A 17,229-nucleotide genomic window follows, 5' to 3' on the forward strand; every position below is an offset into this window, starting at 1 on the left:
ACTTCTGAGCGGGAGAACCCTGCACTGCGGCGGAAAGGTGGATGGGGATAATGCTCGGGAATCGTGAGTTGTCTTCCCAGACGACTGGCCTCTTGCCCTAACAGAAAATGACAATTTAGATCCCGGCATTGGAAGAAATGGAGGGAAGGACTTCAACAGCAATGAAACGATTTTTTTCCCAGCCCCCCCTTTTCTGGCGGCTGCAGATTCTCGGATGGAGCGCCGTCGCTGTTTTTAATTTCATCACCCGGGTCGCCTTCTGGAATGATGTGAATCAGGCGCTGGTCCTGACACTTGTGCTGGAGCCGCTGTATTTCATCATCACATCCGGCATGCGGCTCGTTTACCGGCGTGTGGATCACCGGCATGGTGGGATGCCAAAACTGGCGATGTTGGTTCTCGTGTTCAGCTCCGTGGGGGCGGGGCTTCAGATACTGGTGGGTGACGTGGTGCGCGGCATCCTCGTGAACGGGGGTTCGGCAGCGACGGAAGGTCGTTACGGAGTGCGGGCGGCATTCTGCATCATGGTGCTGGCAGGATGGAGCCTTGCTTATTTCTGGCTGAAGGCGGAGCTCGCCGCCCGCCGCGAGAGGGAACGCAGGCTGGCGGTGGAGAGCTCGGCGCAAAGATCCGAATTGGAGGTCCTCCGGCTGCAGCTCAATCCACACTTCCTCTTCAATTCGTTGAACAACATCTACACGGAAGTCTCCGAGCGGCCCCAGATCGCTTCGAAGATGATCCTCCAGCTTGCGAAGTACCTCCGCTATTCCCTGGATCATCAAGGAGAGATGTTGGTGCCGCTGGATCATGAGATCATGGCGGCGAAAAGCTATCTGGACATCGAGGCGGGGCGGTTCAGCGACCGGCTGCGGATTTCGATCAACGCCCCATCAACGGGGCGGATGCTCAAGGTCCCTTGTTTCCTGCTGCAGCCGCTGGTGGAAAATGCGGTGAAGCATGGGCTGAACACCAGCCCGCCGCCATGGGAACTTTCCTTGGATATCCGACACGAGGAAGGGCTGCTGTCGATCCGGGTGACGAACAGCGGCGCTCTGGCAGCTGATTGGGAAACGCGGAACACCACGGCAACGGGGATTGCGAATTTGAGACGCCGGCTGGCCCTGCATTATCCCGGCCGGAACCAATTCCGCATGGTGGATCAAGGCGGGCTAGTTGCAGCTGAACTGATTTTGGAGGGTGTGGCATGCCCGGTGTGATCATTGTCGATGACGAAGTTGGTGCGAGGCGTGGCCTGCGGCGGCTGCTCGAAGCGCACGATGATGTGCGCATTCTCGGCGAGGCTGAGAATGTCGCGGCGGCGAAGGATCTTCTGGCCGAAGCCACGCCAGACCTGGTGTTTCTCGATATCGAGATGCCCGGCGGAAATGGATTCGGACTGCTGGAAGCGCTGCGTCCGGAAACGAAGGTGATCTTCGTTACGGCGCATTCCCATCACGCGGTGAAGGCCTTCGAGGTGGATGCGGTGGACTACCTCCTGAAGCCACTGGATCCCGACCGGCTCGCGACCGCGCTCCTGCGGGCAAGGCAGCGTGTGGAGGCCGCTGCGGTGCGCCCTCCACGCTACAATCGCGATGATCACCTGACGCTGCGGGACGGCCGACGGACCTTTGTGGTGCCAATCCGGAAAATAGTCGCCCTCGAAGCGGATGGCGATCTCACACGATTCCTGATTTCAGAAAGCAAACCGTTGCTGATCAGCCAGACCCTGGGCCGCTTCGCCAAAATCCTGCCCGATCCCCCCTTCGTCCGGATCAACCGTTCATTGATTGTGAACCTCGATAAAGTTGAAGCCTTGGAAAACACCTCCAGGAATGCCTCACTTCTGTTCCTCCAAGGTAACGAGAAACCCATCGGGCTTCGCAGGATCACGGCAACCCGCTTGCGGGAGGCTCTGGGCCTCGGCAGGTGAGAAAATTTCAACAATCAGGGGCCCGCGCTCCTAAAATACGGGGAATTTGCAGGATCGGGTGCCACCGTTTTAAGGCGTATCGTTTAGCGGGCCACCGCGCCGTTAAACACGACACTTCTCTCTCTACTTCCTCTGCCATCAATCCCACGTTCTTGATCGCTTGGAGAAGGAATACTTCGCTGCATCCGGTGTTCGCGACCAGTCCATCATTTCCGTCGAATTCATGTTTTCAAATAATGCCGAGATTCTTCAGGAACCTGGCGGGGATGGTGTTGAACTTCGGCTTCTTCCACTGGTCGGGGAGCTTGGGCTCGTCGCGGATGGTAAATCCACCGCCAGGCGGCAGGGTGGCGAGATCCTCCCATGCGAGAGGCATCGATACAGGAGCACCGGGCCGCGCGCGGAGACACCACGGCGCGACGCAGGTCGCCCCCTCGCCATTCCGCAACCAATCGATGAAGATCCTGCCTTCCCGTTTCGATTTCGAGGCGGCGATGATGAAACGCTTCGGGTTGAAAGCCGCAACTTCGGCGGCCACCGCCTTCGTGAAGGGCTTCATCAAATCCCACCCGTGCTTGCGCTTGATGGGCAGTATGATGTGGATGCCCTTCCCACCCGAGGTCTTGACCAATGACTCAAGTCCTTGTTCCGCGAGATAATCCCTCAACAGCAAAGCCGCACCGAGAACTTCCGGCCAAGCAACCTTGGAGTCCGGATCGAGATCCCAAGTGAGGAAGTCCGGTTTCTCCCCTCCCGGCAGAGGAGCGCCCCAAGGATGGAATTCGATTGCCCCGAACTGCGCGAGAGACACAAGCCCTGTGATGGTCTTGATGGAAAACACTTCGTCTCCATCCGGCATCCGGGCGGGGAACACCTCCGCCGGAACATGGGTGTTGAATGACTTTTGAAAGAACAGCTCGCCTTGTATCCCCGAGGGGGCGCGAAGAAGGGCGAGAGGACGCTTGGTGATGAATGGCAGCATCAGCTTGCCCACACGCTCATAGTATTCCGCCACTTCGAGTTTCGTGATTCCGTCCGCAGGATAAACCACACGGTCGGGGTGGCTGATTGCGATTCCTTGGACCACCGGCTTTCCCCCGCTGTTCTTGTTTCTCATGGCACTGGTTTGTTTGGCATCCGGACTCACCACCGCTTTCAGCACGGCATCCAGGTGCACGTCCTCGGGTGATTTGTCCTCGCGCAAGGCGATGAAGCTTCCCTGCCGGATCAGTCCGTCACGTGTGATCTGGGCAAACTCAACCTCCGCGACGAGACGGGGCTTGAGCCACGTGATACCTTTGTCCGGGATTTTCAGGGAGGCGGTGCGCGTCACAAGAGGCTTGAAAATCTTGAGAAGCTCGGCACTCGATCTTTCGGAAAACCCCGTCCCTACCCTGCCCCGGTGCACAAGAACCCCCTCTTCTTCGGAGGCAAGAATCAAGGCCCCGAACGCATTGTGGGAGTCACCCTTCTGCTGGGTGTAGCCGCAAATGACAAACTCTTGGCGCGGACGGCATTTTGATTTCGTCCATTCACCGCGGGATTCCGGAGCATAGCTCCCATCAAGGGGTTTGCTGATGACCCCCTCCAATCCCTGTGCGCATGCCTGTTTGAAGAGATCCGCCCCCATTTCCGCAGGCCACACGCGCGATCTCGTGATCGTGGCGCCCGGAACGTCATCAACGATTTTGGACAACCGTTGCTGACGCTCCCGGAGGGGAAGGCCCCGCAGATTCAAACCGTCGAAGTGAAGGAGATCAAAAGCGATGAATGTGACCGAACCCGCCGCCTTGCGTTTGTCTGGCACTGCTTTCCGCTTGGGATGCCTGCCATACGAATTCCCGAGCGCGGCCTGCAAATCACCGAAGTTGGTATGTCCCTTCTCATCGAACACCACGGCCTCTCCATCCAATATGAAATCCTCCGGAGCCAGAGCAGCAACGTGGCGCACGATGCCCGCGAAACGGTCTGTCCAGTCATGGCCGTTGCGGGTGAAGATCGTGACCTTCCGGTTTTTTTTCACGATGATCAGTCGATAGCCGTCGAATTTCAACTCGTGCACCCACCCGGGTCCGCGGGGGACGGACGCCACCGTGTGTGCGAGTTGGGGCGGAATGAACCCGGGTGTCTCGTTTTCAACCGAGGCTGTCGGCGCGGGATGGGTGGCAGGGTTGAGCTTCATCAGCATCCAGTTCGGCTCCTCCTTCATCCGGGCGAGGATGAATGGAGCCCGCAGGCGCTGCCCTTTCAGATGGAATTTCAACGTGCCCTTCGCGAATTGTTTGCGCCAGCCGGTTTCGAGAGGTTCCCATTCGCCGCTATCCCAGATGGTCATCTTGCCCGCGCCGTAACTCCCTTTCGGAATCTCCCCTTGGAATTTGCCATACTCAACCGGATGGTCCTCCGTGTGCACCGCCAGCCGGCGGACATCAAGTTCTTCGGGGATGCCCTTGGGCACCGCCCAGCTCACCAGCACACCGTCAATTTCAAGACGGATATCGAAATGATGGCCTTTCGCATGGTGCTCCTGGATCACATAGGAGTTACCCGGCTTGCGCGGAATCTCCGGCTCCGGTTCCGGCGTCTTGTTGAAGTCGCGCTTCCTACCATATTCTTCCAAGCGTCCCCTGCTAACGGCCGCTTTCTCCGGCTTCCTGCCGGCACTCTTCGTTCCAGCCACAGTGCCTGCCTTTCTCTTTCTCCCCACCGCCCGCAGTTCGATCCAGGCGGGAGCGTGATCGCTGGCGTGATCCCACCCCCTGACCTCGCGGTCCACCTCAGCCGCCACCAGACGGTCGGAGACGTGAGGGCTGAGAAGCAGGTGATCGAGCCTCAGGCCGGCATCCCTAGCCCAGGCGTTCCGCAGATAATCCCAGAATGTGTAAACGCGCTCGTCGGGATGCAGGTGCCGGATGGAATCGGTCCATCCCTGCTCCAGCAGCCTGGCGTAAGCCGCCCGCACTTCCGGACGGAACAATGCGTCATCCTCCCAGCCCTTCACGCGGTAGAGGTCGAGTTCGGTCGGTATCACATTGAAGTCTCCCGCCAGCACAACCGGGATTTCCTGTGCGAGCAGATCCGATGCATGAGCGAGCAGGCGGTCGAACCACTTGAGCTTGTATTCAAGCTTGGGACCGGGAGCGGGATTTCCATTGGGAAGATAAAGGCAGGCGATGAGGACTCCTTCCACGGCAGCCTCCAGATACCTGCTATGGCTGTCGGACTTGTCCCCCGGCAGGCCGCGCCTGGTTTCAACGGGTTCCATCCCCTTCGCCAATATCGCCACACCGTTCCAACTTTTCTGCCCATGCCAAATCGCTCCGTAGCCGGCATCGTTGATTGCTGCGACCGGAAATTTGGCATCCGGCGCTTTAAGCTCCTGAAGACAGACCACATCCGGCTGCGATTCTTCCAACCACCTCAGAAGAACAGGAAGCCTGCCATTGATGCCGTTCACATTGTAGGTGGCGATTTTCATCGGTGGGTGGTTGCCTACTTTTCTCCGAGAGATGCGTTTAATGCGGTGGGAATCGCCGCGTCTCCATCCACCAGGTCTTCCCACGTCAGCTCGATCCCCTTCCGTCTGCCCTTTTCCGTCAGTTTGAGGCCGCTTTGATCGATGGTCAGCGTGTGAGCCCTGCCTTTCACATCCACCTCGCGCTTCAGCACTTTATCCAGTTTCGTGGCCATAGGTGGCACAGTTAAGCTAAAAACCTGAGGTGTGCGAATTTCTTCTGCCGCCGAACCCCGGCATGCGACTTTCCGCACCCGTCACTTGCGGAACGCACGTGCGCAAAGTCTTTGGAGCATGAGCCCGCACTTTCCGAACAACTTCAACTTCGGCACTCCACATGCAAGGGAACTGTCATGCAACGCACTCCCGATGGTCCTGCTCCCCTTTCGCCACCCACCGCTGGCGGACTCGTCAGCGTGCGCGGCGCCCGGGAGCACAATCTGAAAAACGTCAGTCTGGAAATTCCTCGGGATGCCCTTGTGGTATTCACCGGCGTCTCGGGATCCGGGAAATCATCGCTCGCCTTCGGCACACTGTATGCCGAGGCCCAGCGGCGCTATTTGGAATCCGTCGCCCCCTATGCGAGACGGTTGTTCCATCAAATCGGCATCCCGGACGTGGATGCCATCGACGGCCTGCCACCCGCCGTCGCACTCCAACAGCAGCGGGGTTCTCCGACCACCCGTTCCTCTGTCGGCAGCGTGACGACCCTCTCCAATCTCCTCCGCATGCTCTACTCGCGCGCCGGTGACTATCCTTCCAAACAACCGCTGCTCTATGCCGAATCCTTTTCCCCAAACACCCCGGAAGGCGCGTGCCCGCGCTGCCACGGCCTTGGTCGGGTTTACGAGGTCACCGAACAATCATTGGTCCCCGATGATTCGCTGACCATCCGCGAACGAGCCATCGCCGCCTGGCCGCCCGCATGGCATGGTCAGAATCTCCGCGACATCGTCACCACCCTCGGTCACGACGTGGACGTCCCATGGCGCGAGCTTCCGAAAAAGCTACGTGATTGGCTGCTGTTCACCAACGAGCAGCCCGTGGTCCCGGTCTATCCCCGGCTTGATCGCGAGCAGGTTCGTCAGGCCATCGCCCGCAAGCTGCCGCCCGACTACATGGGTACCTTCACCGGAGCGAAACGCTACGTCCTCGAGACCTTCGCCAAAACCGAAAGCGCCTCCATGAAAAAGCGCGTGGCGAAATACATGGTCAGCAGCCATTGCCCGGAGTGCCACGGCAAGCGCCTCAATGCAGCCGCGCTCTCCGTCACCTTTGCCGGATTGGACATCTCAGCCATTTCCGCACTGCCGCTGAAGAGCCTCGCCAACATAATAGCCCCCTACACCCAGGCCCACCACGCCTCTCTGCTCCAGCTCGCCACGGGGCATCCGGAAAAAGCCATCGTCACCCAGCGCATCGCAGAGGACCTTGCCGCAAGACTGGAGGTGCTGCTCGAGCTCGGCCTCGGCTACCTCACGCTTGACCGCGGCACGCCCACTCTTTCACCCGGTGAACTCCAACGGCTCCGGCTCGCCACCCAGGTTCGTTCAAATCTCTTCGGCGTGGTCTATGTTCTGGACGAGCCGTCCGCCGGACTCCACCCCGCCGATACGGAAGCCCTGCTCGTCACCCTCCAACGGCTCAAGCAAGCCGGAAATTCCCTGTTCGTCGTCGAGCACGACCCCGACGTCGTCCGGCGCGCCGACTGGATCGTCGACGTCGGCCCCGGCGCGGGCGAGAAAGGCGGGGAGATTCTTTATAGCGGTCCCCTCACCGGCTTGGAAAAAATCAAGGCATCGCAAACCAGCCGTCACCTTTTCAAAAAGTCCGGCACCCATCCGCCGCGCACACCCCGCGCCCCGAACCAATGGCTGCGCCTCAGCGGCGTGACTTGCAACAACCTGACAGACCTCCACGCAGCATTCCCCCTCGGTCTCTTCACCACCGTCACCGGCATCTCCGGCTCCGGGAAATCCAGCCTCGTCAGCCACGCCCTCGTCAAACTGGTCGCGGCCGGTCTTGGCCATCAAGCTCCGCCCGCCGAAGACAACGGGGAGGAACTCGACCGCGCCGAAGCCGCACCCTGTACAGGAGAAATCATCTCCGGTATGGAAACCATCAAGCGCCTCGTCCAAGTGGATCAGAAATCCATCGGCCGCACCCCGCGCTCGAACCTCGCCACCTACACAGGCCTCTTCGATCCGATCCGCAAGGCCTTCGCCGCAACCCCAGCCGCCCGCAAGCGCCGCTATGACGCGGGGCGCTTCTCCTTCAATGTCGCTAAGGGACGCTGCCAAAACTGCCAAGGCGAGGGTTGGGTTTTCGTCGAGTTGCTGTTCCTCCCCGGGGTCTACGCTCCCTGCACCGTCTGCCAGGGCACCCGCTACAATTCCCAGACTTTGGAAATTCTCTACCACGGAAAAAACATCGCCGAAGTCCTCAACCTCACCGTCGATGCCGCCGCCGAATTCTTCTCCGGAGAACCCACCATCTCCCGTCCTTTGGCCATCCTCCAAAAAGTCGGTCTCGGCTACCTGCGTCTCGGACAGCCCGCCACCGAACTCTCGGGCGGAGAAGCCCAACGCATCAAGCTCGCCACCGAGTTGCAACGGAACGCGCGCGGCCATACCCTCTACGTCCTCGACGAACCCACCACCGGTCTTCATCCCTCCGATGTCGAGACCCTCATGGAACTCCTCCAAGGTCTCGTCACGGCCGGCCACACTGTCATTACCGTCGAACACGACATGCAGGTCGCCGCAGCTAGCGACTGGGTCATCGACATCGGTCCAGGTGCGGGGGATGAGGGCGGTGAGATTGTGGCTGCCGGGACGCCGGAAGAAGTAGCAAAAGCATCATCCAGCCGAACCGCAGGCTATCTGAGAAAAACGATGATGCCTTGATTCTCGCTGTGCGGCGCTGGCCGACCCGTCTTCACGCGGATTGGACTGATGCGGAAAAAGCCTCCTCGGCCTGATGCATGTCCACCAATGAGATGGCGAAGGCGAGCGTGGATTCCGCCCCTTGGTTGGAGTTGACCCGATCCGGATGCAGACCGTCACAACAGCCACCGGTCCGGGGATCATACAGCGGAAGTCCCAGATCGTTGCGTCCCAGAAACCACTCGAACGCGCGCTTGGCTTCCTTTTTCCAGGATGTAAGGGAAGTGGCCGCAGCCGCGGCGAGGGAGGCGGAAACCATGGCTTGGGCTTCGATCGGTTGCTGGTCGAAATCCGCGCGGATGCCGTCCCTCTGGTAAAACCCGTTGCTGCCGACAGGACGGAAATGTCCGGACGATGTTGTTTGAATCGACGCCAGCCATTTCAAAGCCTTCAGTCCTATCTCCAAAGCTTCGGGGTCGGGGATCGCATGCCCGGCAAGAATGAGCGCTTCAGGCAGTCTCGCATTGTCGTAGGAAAGGGATTGTTCGAACCAAGGCCAGTCATCATCTGCGGATTGGTTCCATATCTCAACCAGTTTTGAGACGAGCAAGGATCTCATCTCATTTGACTGACCATGACCGGGAAATGTCCTGAGATATTCGCTGATCCCCAGCAATCCCGCCGCCCAGGCGCGGGGCGAGGTGAATCCTTCCAGCACACCAAGAGACCGTTCATACAACTCGATTGAGAGCAGCCGGTGACCGTCGTTACGCGACCGTGCGGCACAGGTCCCAAGCGCCCAGACCGCGCGGCCGTGGCTGTCCTCGCTCCCATATTCCTCAAGCCATCTCCGGTCATGAGCCATGAAATTGCGGAAGCGGCCGGTGTCCCGGTTGATCGCCGCGGCCATAAAAGCAAGGTAGGTGCTGAGAAGCGCGTCCAGGTTGGCGTGCGAAGCGCGACCGCCGTGTTCATCGCTCCGGCAGCACAGGATCAGGGCCCGTGCGTTGTCGTCGGTGCAATAACCTTCGTTGTAATTGGGAACGTTGTAGCAGGCATGTTGAAAAATCCCTGTTCCATCCGTCATTCGGAAAAGATGATCCATGCGCAGCTCAGGAAGATCGTAACGGCTTGCAAGTGTCCAGCCGGCGAATGCCGAGCGCGACACCCTTCTCTGGTCGGCCTTGGCGTGATTGAAGGATTGGAGGTAGCTTGCCGCGACGTTCGGCCACGTCATGGCGCGTGCCTGCTCATAGGCTCGAGTCCTCATCGCGCCCATGCGTTCAGGGTCGTCGAGCAACTGAAGCACCCCGTCTGCGATCGATTCCGAATCCCGTGCCTTCACCAGGACGCCGGTTTCAGGGGTGATGAGTTCCTGAGCGTGCCAGTATGGCGTGGAAACCACCGCCCGTCCCGCACCGAATGCCTGAGCGAGCGTGCCGGAGGTGATCTGCGCCTCGTTCGGGTAAGGGGTGAGATAGATGTCCGCCGCAGAGATGAATTCCTTGAGATCATCCGCGGAAACAAACCGGTTGTGGAAAATGACATGTTCCTTCACACCGTAATCTTCAGCAAGGCGCTCAAGGCCGAGCCGGTAGCTTTCGCCCTCCCTCGCGACGAGATGGGGATGTGTTGCTCCGAGCACGACATACACGACCTCCGGGTGACGTGCCACAATCGAGGGCAGGGCACGGATCGCGTATTCGATTCCCTTTCCCGGGCCGAGCAGGCCGAAGGTCAGTATCACGAATCGGCCTCCCACCCCGAACTGCTCCTTGTAAACGTCGGCATCGACCAAAGGAACATCGGGAATCCCGTGCGGGATAACATCGATTTTACCGTTGTCGACCCCATAAACCTCACGCAGGATGGAAGCGCCTTTCTGCGCCATCACGACCAGGCGGTCGCTCCGCCGAATGAGTTCGTCCATGACCTTGCGCTGGGGTATATCCGGAGTGGTGAGGATCGTGTGCAGGGTTGTCACGACCGGCATCTTGACTTCCCGGAGGAGACCCAGAAGATAGCTGCCCGCCGGTCCTCCGAAGATTCCGAATTCATGCTGGATCGACAGCACATCCACATTGTTGAAATTGAGATAATCCGCGGCCCTCCGGTAAGATCCGGGATCCCGTTCCTCCAGTTCGAAGCGGACGGACTTGGGATAGACGTAGCGTTGCTGATGATCATTGATAGCGGCAACCATGCAGTCCGTGGATGGTGAGGCCGCGGCGACCGCTTCGTGAAGGTCGCTGGTAAATGTGGCGATGCCACAACGCCGAGGGGTGTGGCCACCCAGGAATGCGATTCGTTTCAGTTCAGGGTACATGGTTTGGAACGGTTGGATTGGCTGAGGAATCGTGATCCGCCATGGCTTGCGCTTCCACGGCATAGGCCAGCGAGGTGATTCCATTGGATTCGGTCACGAGGCGCTGGTGGGAAGGCGACCGAACGGCGTTGATCTGATCCGACAAAAGCTCGCGCAGCATTTTTCCATAGAGCTCTTCCTTGGTCACGGGTGGCTTGCAGGTGAGGATGGCATGCACATCGACTGTCCGGGAGAGGTGTCGGCTGGAAACCTTTCGTAGTTCGCCCTCATATTCGTCGACGATTCGGACCTCGCAGCCAGGAACCAATGCGATAAGTTCGTCAAGTTCAGCTCGGGTGAGGAAAACGTCCGCCTCCAAGTAGGTGGGCACCCATCCAGTCATCCGAATCACGCCCTTTTCAAAAACGAGCTCCCAGTCCTGGCGATCCTGTCTCAGCATCTGGTGAAAGCCGTGGTAGAAGGTTCCGAGGGTCATGTCACCGTATCGGGCGGCACAATGCACCTGATCCACGATATCGGTCCCCGGACGCAGCACCTGCCCGGCGGAAACCACACGACCCGGGCCGAACCACCATTCGAACAGATCGAAAAAGTGGACCCCGTGCTCAATGAAGATCCCCCCGCTCCGGCCCGGATCCCAGAACCAGTGCGAAGGTGGCAGCACCTCGTCCTGGGCAAGATTGATCAACGATGCGAAAATGGCCTTCCCCAACACTTCACCGGCGGCCAGCGAACGCACCACTTGATTGAGCGGATTATACCGCATGATGAGGTTCACCGCGAGAACGAGCCCCTTGTTCCGGGCGAGTTCGATCAAATCCGCAGCTTCTTCGACATTCAAAGTCAGCGGCTTTTCACACAGCACATGTTTTCCGGCGGAGAGAGCGGCAAAGGCCAATCCGTAATGGGTGCCCGGTGGTGTCGCGAGGTGGATGAGATCGATGTCGGGTCTGGCGATCAGTTCCTCCGCGCTGCCGGCTTGCTCCAGATCGAAATCGTTCGCCACCTGTTCTGCCAATGAGGACGAGACATCCGTGACGGCCACAAGTTCCACGTCTTCAAGGGACCGATATTGACCGAGGCAGAATCGGCCGAATCCTCCGCAGCCCACGAGTCCGTATCGAAGGGATTCACTCATGTCATTTCGTGGGTTTGAAGGTGGATTTTGGAATGCGCGTCAGCCTGCAGGCCAGGTCATTCTCTCCGGAGGCGATCAGATACTCGTGCTCCAGTTCCACGATGCCCGTGGAGAAAACCACGTCTGTAAGGTAGGGATTGGGTATGTCGGAAGTGAGCTCCGAACGGCTTTCGAGCAACGGAGCGTCATCATGAACCTCCAGAAGAACCGAGGGATCCTCTGGATCCAGCAACGCCCAGAATGTCCGGTAGATTCCTACCGTCCCCCCTTCTTCCACCCCGTGATACACCATCAGCCATCCCCTGTCGGTCAAGATCGGGGGCGTGCCCCCGCCCACCTTGACAGCAGAAGCCGAGAGTTTCCTGGGGCGAATGAATGGCTTGTCCGCAGGCTTCCAATGGAGGGCGTCGGGAGAGGATGCGAGGTTGATCGACGGGCCTGGAGCATGGGGACTCCTGGAGGGATAGGCGAAATACAGCTCGCCCATCGGTCGGGTCAGCGCGTGGAATTTACCGGCGGATTTCCCTTCAAAGATCACCATATCCTTGTTCTGGTGATCCAAGATGATTCCTCTCATCGAGTAGTTGATTCCGTCGATTGAGGTGTAGAGGACCGTCGAGTGCCTCTCAGCGCTGACCGAGCAGGTGGTCATGTAATAGGTGCCGTCCACGCGCGAGATCCGCGGATCCTCAATCCCGTATTCCTGAAACCCGGCTTGAGGCTGGATGACCTTGTCATAGTGAACCCGCTCGATCCGCTCTCCCCCGCTGGACAGTTCCACGGGCAGTAGCCAGGAAAGGGAGGTCAGCGCCATGACCTTTGAAGGACCTTCGAGAAAATGAAATTTTCTCGGATCGGAGGCATCAACACTTTCCAACGGGTATTCATCCGTCACGTAGCCGAGATCCTCGTCCCACCGCAGGGCTCGCACATTATTTTCCTTGATGGGGTGAGCCAGAGCTTCCGCGATACGGACCATCATCAAAAGATTCCCTGACGGGAGGACGGTCAGGCCGGGATTGAACGCCCCGAGGACGAACGTCGCCTCGAGAAGAGAACCACGCAGCGGCGAGAGCCGCAGGTCGACGTCACCGGGAGCGAAGATGATCCGGTCATTTTCGTACACAGTGCTCATATCAGCTGGAGATGAGGCCGGAGTTGGAGAGAGATGATGTCACAGGTGGGGGGCTGGCTCAGCATGTAATGAATCGCACGGGCCACATCTTCGGGTGGCATCATTCTCAGCTGGGCGATCATCTCCTTTTGCTGTTCAGCGGTCTCATCCACCATTGCGGAACTGATCGTTCCAGGCTCGATCAGGCTCACGCGGATACGCAGCGGATTGGCCTCTTTCCGTAGCGAATTCGCGAAGCCCCGGATTCCCGCCTTGGCTGCCGTATATACCGCCGCGTTCTCGTCGAAGACATGGGCGCTCATCGAGCCCGTCATCACGATGTGCCCGCCATTGCCGGTCATCCTCCGGATGGCCTCAAGCGAGCACTCGATGTAGGAAATGAGATTCACGGAGATGACGTCGCGGCATTCCGCATGGCTCATCGAAGCCAGTGCGCCGTGTGAGGCGACGCCAGCATTCAGAATCGCGAAATCCAGCCCTCCCAGCCATTCGTCCGCAGCCTTGAACAGCCGCTCGATTCCCTCGGTGGAACCCACATCCGTATCGATTCCCCCGATCCGTCCTTCCTCCGAACAGGCGATCGCATCGCGTAAATCCGTCCGATCTCTTCCACAAATGAAAACCCTGCAACCTGCCTCGGCCAGAAGTCTAGCAGTCGCCCGCCCCACGCCAGTAGTACCACCTGTGATCAACACTCGTTTTCCTTCCATCGGTGTGAGGCTGAGGAGATCGGGCGCATCGGCGGGGTTGGAACTGAAGGAAAGTTGCATGAAGTCGACGCTGCCCTTTGCTGGCTTCATGCCAAACTGGATGGGAACCACTAGGGCCTCAAAAAGCTGGTGGGTCCCAAGTGGAACAATCTTTGGACGAGATTTGCACAGCCTTCCCACCGGACGGAACAAGCGAGCGAAATGCAATATTCCATTGCAGTCCGCAACAGACTCCTTGCGGCAGAATCCGTTGGCGAAATTTCCAGCTGGATATAGATTCGCGGAATCCCAGGTCGCATCATCGCCCCTGACACGAACTTAACCAACAGACACGGAAGCCCATGAGCACAGTCAAGGTCCACCGCCACAGCATCACACTCCAGCCAGAAAGCGAAAGGGTCATCATCCGCCCGTTCATCCCCGCCGATACGGAAAAACTCCAGGCGATCCTCCGCCGGACCCTGGATCTGGACGAGGAGTCGATCGCCAAACAACTCCAGGCGGTGCGGCACGAGTTCGAATTGAGGCACTATGACATTGAGTCCCTCCTGCTGTATCACTTTGACAAAATCCAGCCCTACCTGGCGCCCGATGTCGAACTCACGCTCAATCGCCGCCTCTTCCTGGGAGCCACGTTTTCCGGCGAATACGCGCTCGAATCCGCGGCACTGTTCAATCCGTCGATAGTGCCTCACCCGGATCAAACGGACCTGCCAGAAGGGGCTCTTCGTTTCGTCATGAGCTTGCGCGCGACTGGTGAGGGCCACATTTCATCGATCGAGTTCCGCTCGGGTGTGATCGGGGCGGATGGGGACATTTCGATGGATCCGATCTCAAGATATGTGGCGATGCCCGGAGTGGTCATGAACCCGACCTATCGGAAGCAGACATTCATTTTGAAATTTCAGGAAATGGGCTTTCAAAATGAATGCGCCGACTCTGTCATGTCAGGACTGGCCGACGAGTTCAGTCGCGGAGAACTGGACCAGAGTCTCCAGGCGGTGGCACATGCGGACCATCCTTTCAGTCACGAATACAACCGGACTCTCGACTGTATCCGCTGGCTCGCCGACTCCAATTACGAACTCCAATTTTCTCCGAAGCTGGGCATCAACGAACGCATCATCTTCCCGGTTTCCGCCAACGAGAGCAACGGTATTGAGGACGCGCGATTCGTCAGGTTCACCGAAGAAGGTCGGCCAGCCATGTACTACGCGACCTACACCGCATATAACGGCAAGGCCATCCTGCCGCAGCTGATCGAGACGGCCGACTTTTCGCGGTTCCGTGTACTCACGCTCAACGGCAACGCGGTACAAAACAAGGGCATGGCCTTGTTTCCCCGCAAGGTCGGAGGGCGGTATGCCATGCTTTCCCGACAAGATGACGAGAATCTGCTGATCATGTTTTCGGACAACCTCCATTTCTGGAGTGATCCCGAAATATTGATGAGACCTGCGGAAGTTTGGGAATCGATTAAAATCGGCAACTGCGGATCACCGATAGAAACCCCCGAAGGCTGGCTGGTCATCACTCACGGCGTGGGTCCGATGAGGAAATACTGTATCGGAGCCGCCCTGTTGGACCTTGAGGATCCGACAAAGGTGATCGGCCGCCTCCGTGAACCTCTGATCTCGCCTGTGGGAGTTGAACGCGAGGGATATGTCCCCAATGTCGTCTACAGCTGCGGTTCACTCCTGCACGGCAAAACGGTTATCCTGCCATACGCGATGAGTGACAAATATACCGCCTTCGCCAGCATCGATCTCAAGGAGTTACTGGCAGCCATGAATTCGTGATCCGATCACGGAGGCTTTTTGCGATTTTGTCCAACTCGCGTTTGGTCACCTGAAGGTGATCGGCCATGCCCCGTCCGCACAACCATTGCTCGATGCCGCTTCTGTCGTGGCTGACGACGGCGTCCTGCCCATCAAGGATCGCAAAACCTTGGGAGCCTACATTGCAACAGCAAGAAAAAGCCGCCGATGGGAGCGCGAGCCACAGCTTCGGAGCATTGGCTGAATCAGGCACAAGAATAAATCAGCTGTCCGCCCATGGATAATCCATGGACGGACAGCTTGTAGCCCTTAGATTCGCCGGACGAATAGCAATCGACGCAATGGACTCAAAGCGCTATTGCAGTTACAAAATGCTATACCACTCAGGGCTCATGACTTCATTTCTTTCTCACCCAGACAAACTCTTCTCCCTCATTGAGGGACACCTTTTGAATGTCCCATAGGTCAATCGGATAGGGTGAGCCAAATACTGCCACGGAAGACGCTTTCACTCCTTCGCCCACCGCGCATTCTTCGAATGTTTCACGGATACTCATAACTGTAATGGAGGCGCGGATTGGCTCCAGGTCAATAGTTCTTTTGCTGGGAAGAACTCTTTGAAAAACGATATATAAACCCTCGGTGCCGCTCCCCGGCCACACCCGCAAAACCCGCCGGCAGATCATGACAAGGGAGACATGCGGGGGATGATCGTTTCATTGAAATGGCGACTGATGTCACCCATTGAGACTCTGTTAGTACACATCATTCGAGTCTCCTTTTCCGGTCCACTTCAATGGAAGTCATGGGATGTGGCAGCATGTCTCCGGTCATGCCTTCCAAGGGCGTGATGCCGGTCACATACACCGTCGGCTGATCCCCTTCGGACCGCTGGAGCCTGCCTTCCGCGCAGAGGAAGGACTCGCTGGTGATCACGAGCCGGAAGGCGTGGAACGTCTCTTTCTTCACGAAGAGGTTCGCGATTCCCGTCTCGTCCTCCAGCGAGATGAAGCAGTGCCCTTTCGCCGTGCCGGGCCGCTGGCGGCAGATCACCATGCCCGCCACCCGGATGGGGAAGCCGGAGGGAAGGTTGGTCAGATCCTTCGCCCGTTGGTATTGCCGTGTACCCATCCGTTCCCTCCACAGCCGCATGGGGTGGGGCCCGATGGAGGCTCCCTGCGTGGCGAAGTCGGCGGAGAGGCGTTCCGCCATTTCCATCGGAGGCATGATGCCGTGATCGCCTTGTCCGGTCCGGCCGCCTTCTGTAGATCACCGATCGCCAGCATCAACGCCAGTTTCGCATTGGCACGGGCGATGGCCATCGCATCCCCCTGCCCTGTCGACCTGAGCGAGATGCTGGAAAGCGACAGCAATCCTACTGCGGTGACCGTCAGCAGGATCATCATGGTCAAAGTGACGATGAGGGCGAAGCCTCGTGGGGGGATATTCCGGGATATTCGTTTCATTTTAGCAGTCAGAGATGGACGGACTGGCTTCCGTCGATGGGCGGGATTTATCTTATGGCAATAGCTCCACGGGTTGATGCGTGGTTTGGCGGGATTCGATTCAAGTGAGGATGTTCGGCGGTTCGGAAAGACTTTCCCAAAGTCGCACTTGCGGGAAAATCGGTGGGTTTTCAGGCAGTTCCGGCGGCACAGGAATCAAACCTTCCCGCGTTTATACCCCTGCCCCGCCAAACTTACTACCTGTCTAAGTGTAGAGAAATTGAGGAGGGGATTTGCCGAGTCTTGCCTCCATGACGGGGTTCGGACGTTTGACTCCTAGGCCGCTCAAGAAGGAGAAGTCAGCCCGG

The 17,229-nt window shown here is 58.4% G+C and carries 11 protein-coding genes; 4 read left to right on the plus strand and 7 right to left on the minus strand.

Annotation, left to right across the window (positions count from 1 at the left end; translation table 11 throughout):
• Nucleotides 1-161 precede the first annotated feature (161 nt).
• Nucleotides 162-1,217: a sensor histidine kinase gene (locus JIN84_RS21705; protein WP_200353201.1), complete on the plus strand. Its 1,056-nt coding sequence runs from the start codon at nt 162-164 to the stop codon at nt 1,215-1,217.
• The gene (locus JIN84_RS21710) at nt 1,205-1,930 is read left to right on the plus strand and encodes a LytR/AlgR family response regulator transcription factor (RefSeq protein WP_200353202.1); all 726 of its coding nucleotides are present in this window, start codon (nt 1,205-1,207) and stop codon (nt 1,928-1,930) included. The genes JIN84_RS21705 and JIN84_RS21710 overlap by 13 nt, the downstream gene beginning before the upstream one ends.
• 229 nt (nt 1,931-2,159) lie before the next feature.
• Here the strand turns inward: JIN84_RS21710 and ligD are convergent, their stop codons facing one another.
• Complete coding sequence (ligD, locus tag JIN84_RS21715; RefSeq protein WP_200353203.1) at nt 2,160-5,408, minus strand: DNA ligase D; 3,249 nt, start codon at nt 5,406-5,408, stop codon at nt 2,160-2,162.
• Nucleotides 5,409-5,422: 14 nt separating this feature from the next.
• Entirely contained in the window at nt 5,423-5,620 is a 198-nt protein-coding gene (locus tag JIN84_RS21720) for a hypothetical protein (RefSeq protein ID WP_200353204.1), read from the minus strand.
• A 177-nt stretch (nt 5,621-5,797) separates the two neighbouring features.
• On the opposite strand from JIN84_RS21720, the gene uvrA reads away from it, so the two are divergent.
• The gene (gene uvrA / locus JIN84_RS21725) at nt 5,798-8,350 is read left to right on the plus strand and encodes an excinuclease ABC subunit UvrA (protein ID WP_200353205.1); all 2,553 of its coding nucleotides are present in this window, start codon (nt 5,798-5,800) and stop codon (nt 8,348-8,350) included.
• A 31-nt stretch (nt 8,351-8,381) separates the two neighbouring features.
• Here the strand turns inward: uvrA and JIN84_RS21730 are convergent, their stop codons facing one another.
• From JIN84_RS21730 to JIN84_RS21745, 4 genes are read right to left on the minus strand one after another with little or no spacing between them, the layout of a single operon-like run.
• On the minus strand, nt 8,382-10,655 hold the full coding sequence (locus JIN84_RS21730; protein WP_200353206.1) for a glycosyltransferase family 4 protein: 2,274 nt from the start codon (nt 10,653-10,655) through the stop codon (nt 8,382-8,384).
• On the minus strand, nt 10,645-11,793 hold the full coding sequence (locus JIN84_RS21735; RefSeq protein WP_200353207.1) for a Gfo/Idh/MocA family protein: 1,149 nt from the start codon (nt 11,791-11,793) through the stop codon (nt 10,645-10,647). Before JIN84_RS21735 ends, JIN84_RS21730 begins: the two co-directional genes overlap by 11 nt.
• A gap of 1 nt (nt 11,794) precedes the next feature.
• On the minus strand, nt 11,795-12,928 hold the full coding sequence (locus JIN84_RS21740; protein ID WP_200353208.1) for a glycoside hydrolase family 130 protein: 1,134 nt from the start codon (nt 12,926-12,928) through the stop codon (nt 11,795-11,797).
• Nucleotides 12,925-13,830: an SDR family oxidoreductase gene (locus JIN84_RS21745; protein ID WP_200353209.1), complete on the minus strand. Its 906-nt coding sequence runs from the start codon at nt 13,828-13,830 to the stop codon at nt 12,925-12,927. Before JIN84_RS21745 ends, JIN84_RS21740 begins: the two co-directional genes overlap by 4 nt.
• 149 nt (nt 13,831-13,979) lie before the next feature.
• Here JIN84_RS21745 and JIN84_RS21750 point away from each other — a divergent pair, with 149 nt between their 5' ends.
• Nucleotides 13,980-15,437 (plus strand): glycoside hydrolase family 130 protein, encoded by a 1,458-nt coding sequence (locus JIN84_RS21750; RefSeq protein ID WP_200353210.1) that lies wholly within the window; start codon nt 13,980-13,982, stop codon nt 15,435-15,437.
• Nucleotides 15,438-16,181: 744 nt separating this feature from the next.
• On the opposite strand, the gene JIN84_RS21755 is transcribed toward JIN84_RS21750, so the two are convergent.
• Nucleotides 16,182-16,643, minus strand: a complete 462-nt coding sequence (locus JIN84_RS21755) for an OB-fold nucleic acid binding domain-containing protein (RefSeq protein ID WP_200353211.1) — start codon at nt 16,641-16,643, stop codon at nt 16,182-16,184.
• Nucleotides 16,644-17,229 lie beyond the last annotated feature (586 nt).

This window comes from Luteolibacter yonseiensis (assembly GCF_016595465.1).
GTDB lineage: Bacteria > Verrucomicrobiota > Verrucomicrobiia > Verrucomicrobiales > Akkermansiaceae > Luteolibacter > Luteolibacter yonseiensis.

Bases quoted from the DNA above. Each gene is read 5' to 3' on its own strand.
- JIN84_RS21705 (WP_200353201.1), top strand. From the start codon at position 162: ATGAAACGATTTTTTTCCCAGCCCCCCCTTTTCTGGCGGCTGCAGATT.
- JIN84_RS21710 (WP_200353202.1), top strand. From the start codon at position 1,205: ATGCCCGGTGTGATCATTGTCGATGACGAAGTTGGTGCGAGGCGTGGC.
- ligD (WP_200353203.1), bottom strand. From the start codon at position 5,408: ATGAAAATCGCCACCTACAATGTGAACGGCATCAATGGCAGGCTTCCT.
- JIN84_RS21720 (WP_200353204.1), bottom strand. From the start codon at position 5,620: ATGGCCACGAAACTGGATAAAGTGCTGAAGCGCGAGGTGGATGTGAAA.
- uvrA (WP_200353205.1), top strand. From the start codon at position 5,798: ATGCAACGCACTCCCGATGGTCCTGCTCCCCTTTCGCCACCCACCGCT.
- JIN84_RS21730 (WP_200353206.1), bottom strand. From the start codon at position 10,655: ATGTACCCTGAACTGAAACGAATCGCATTCCTGGGTGGCCACACCCCT.
- JIN84_RS21735 (WP_200353207.1), bottom strand. From the start codon at position 11,793: ATGAGTGAATCCCTTCGATACGGACTCGTGGGCTGCGGAGGATTCGGC.
- JIN84_RS21740 (WP_200353208.1), bottom strand. From the start codon at position 12,928: ATGAGCACTGTGTACGAAAATGACCGGATCATCTTCGCTCCCGGTGAC.
- JIN84_RS21750 (WP_200353210.1), top strand. From the start codon at position 13,980: ATGAGCACAGTCAAGGTCCACCGCCACAGCATCACACTCCAGCCAGAA.
- JIN84_RS21755 (WP_200353211.1), bottom strand. From the start codon at position 16,643: ATGCCTCCGATGGAAATGGCGGAACGCCTCTCCGCCGACTTCGCCACG.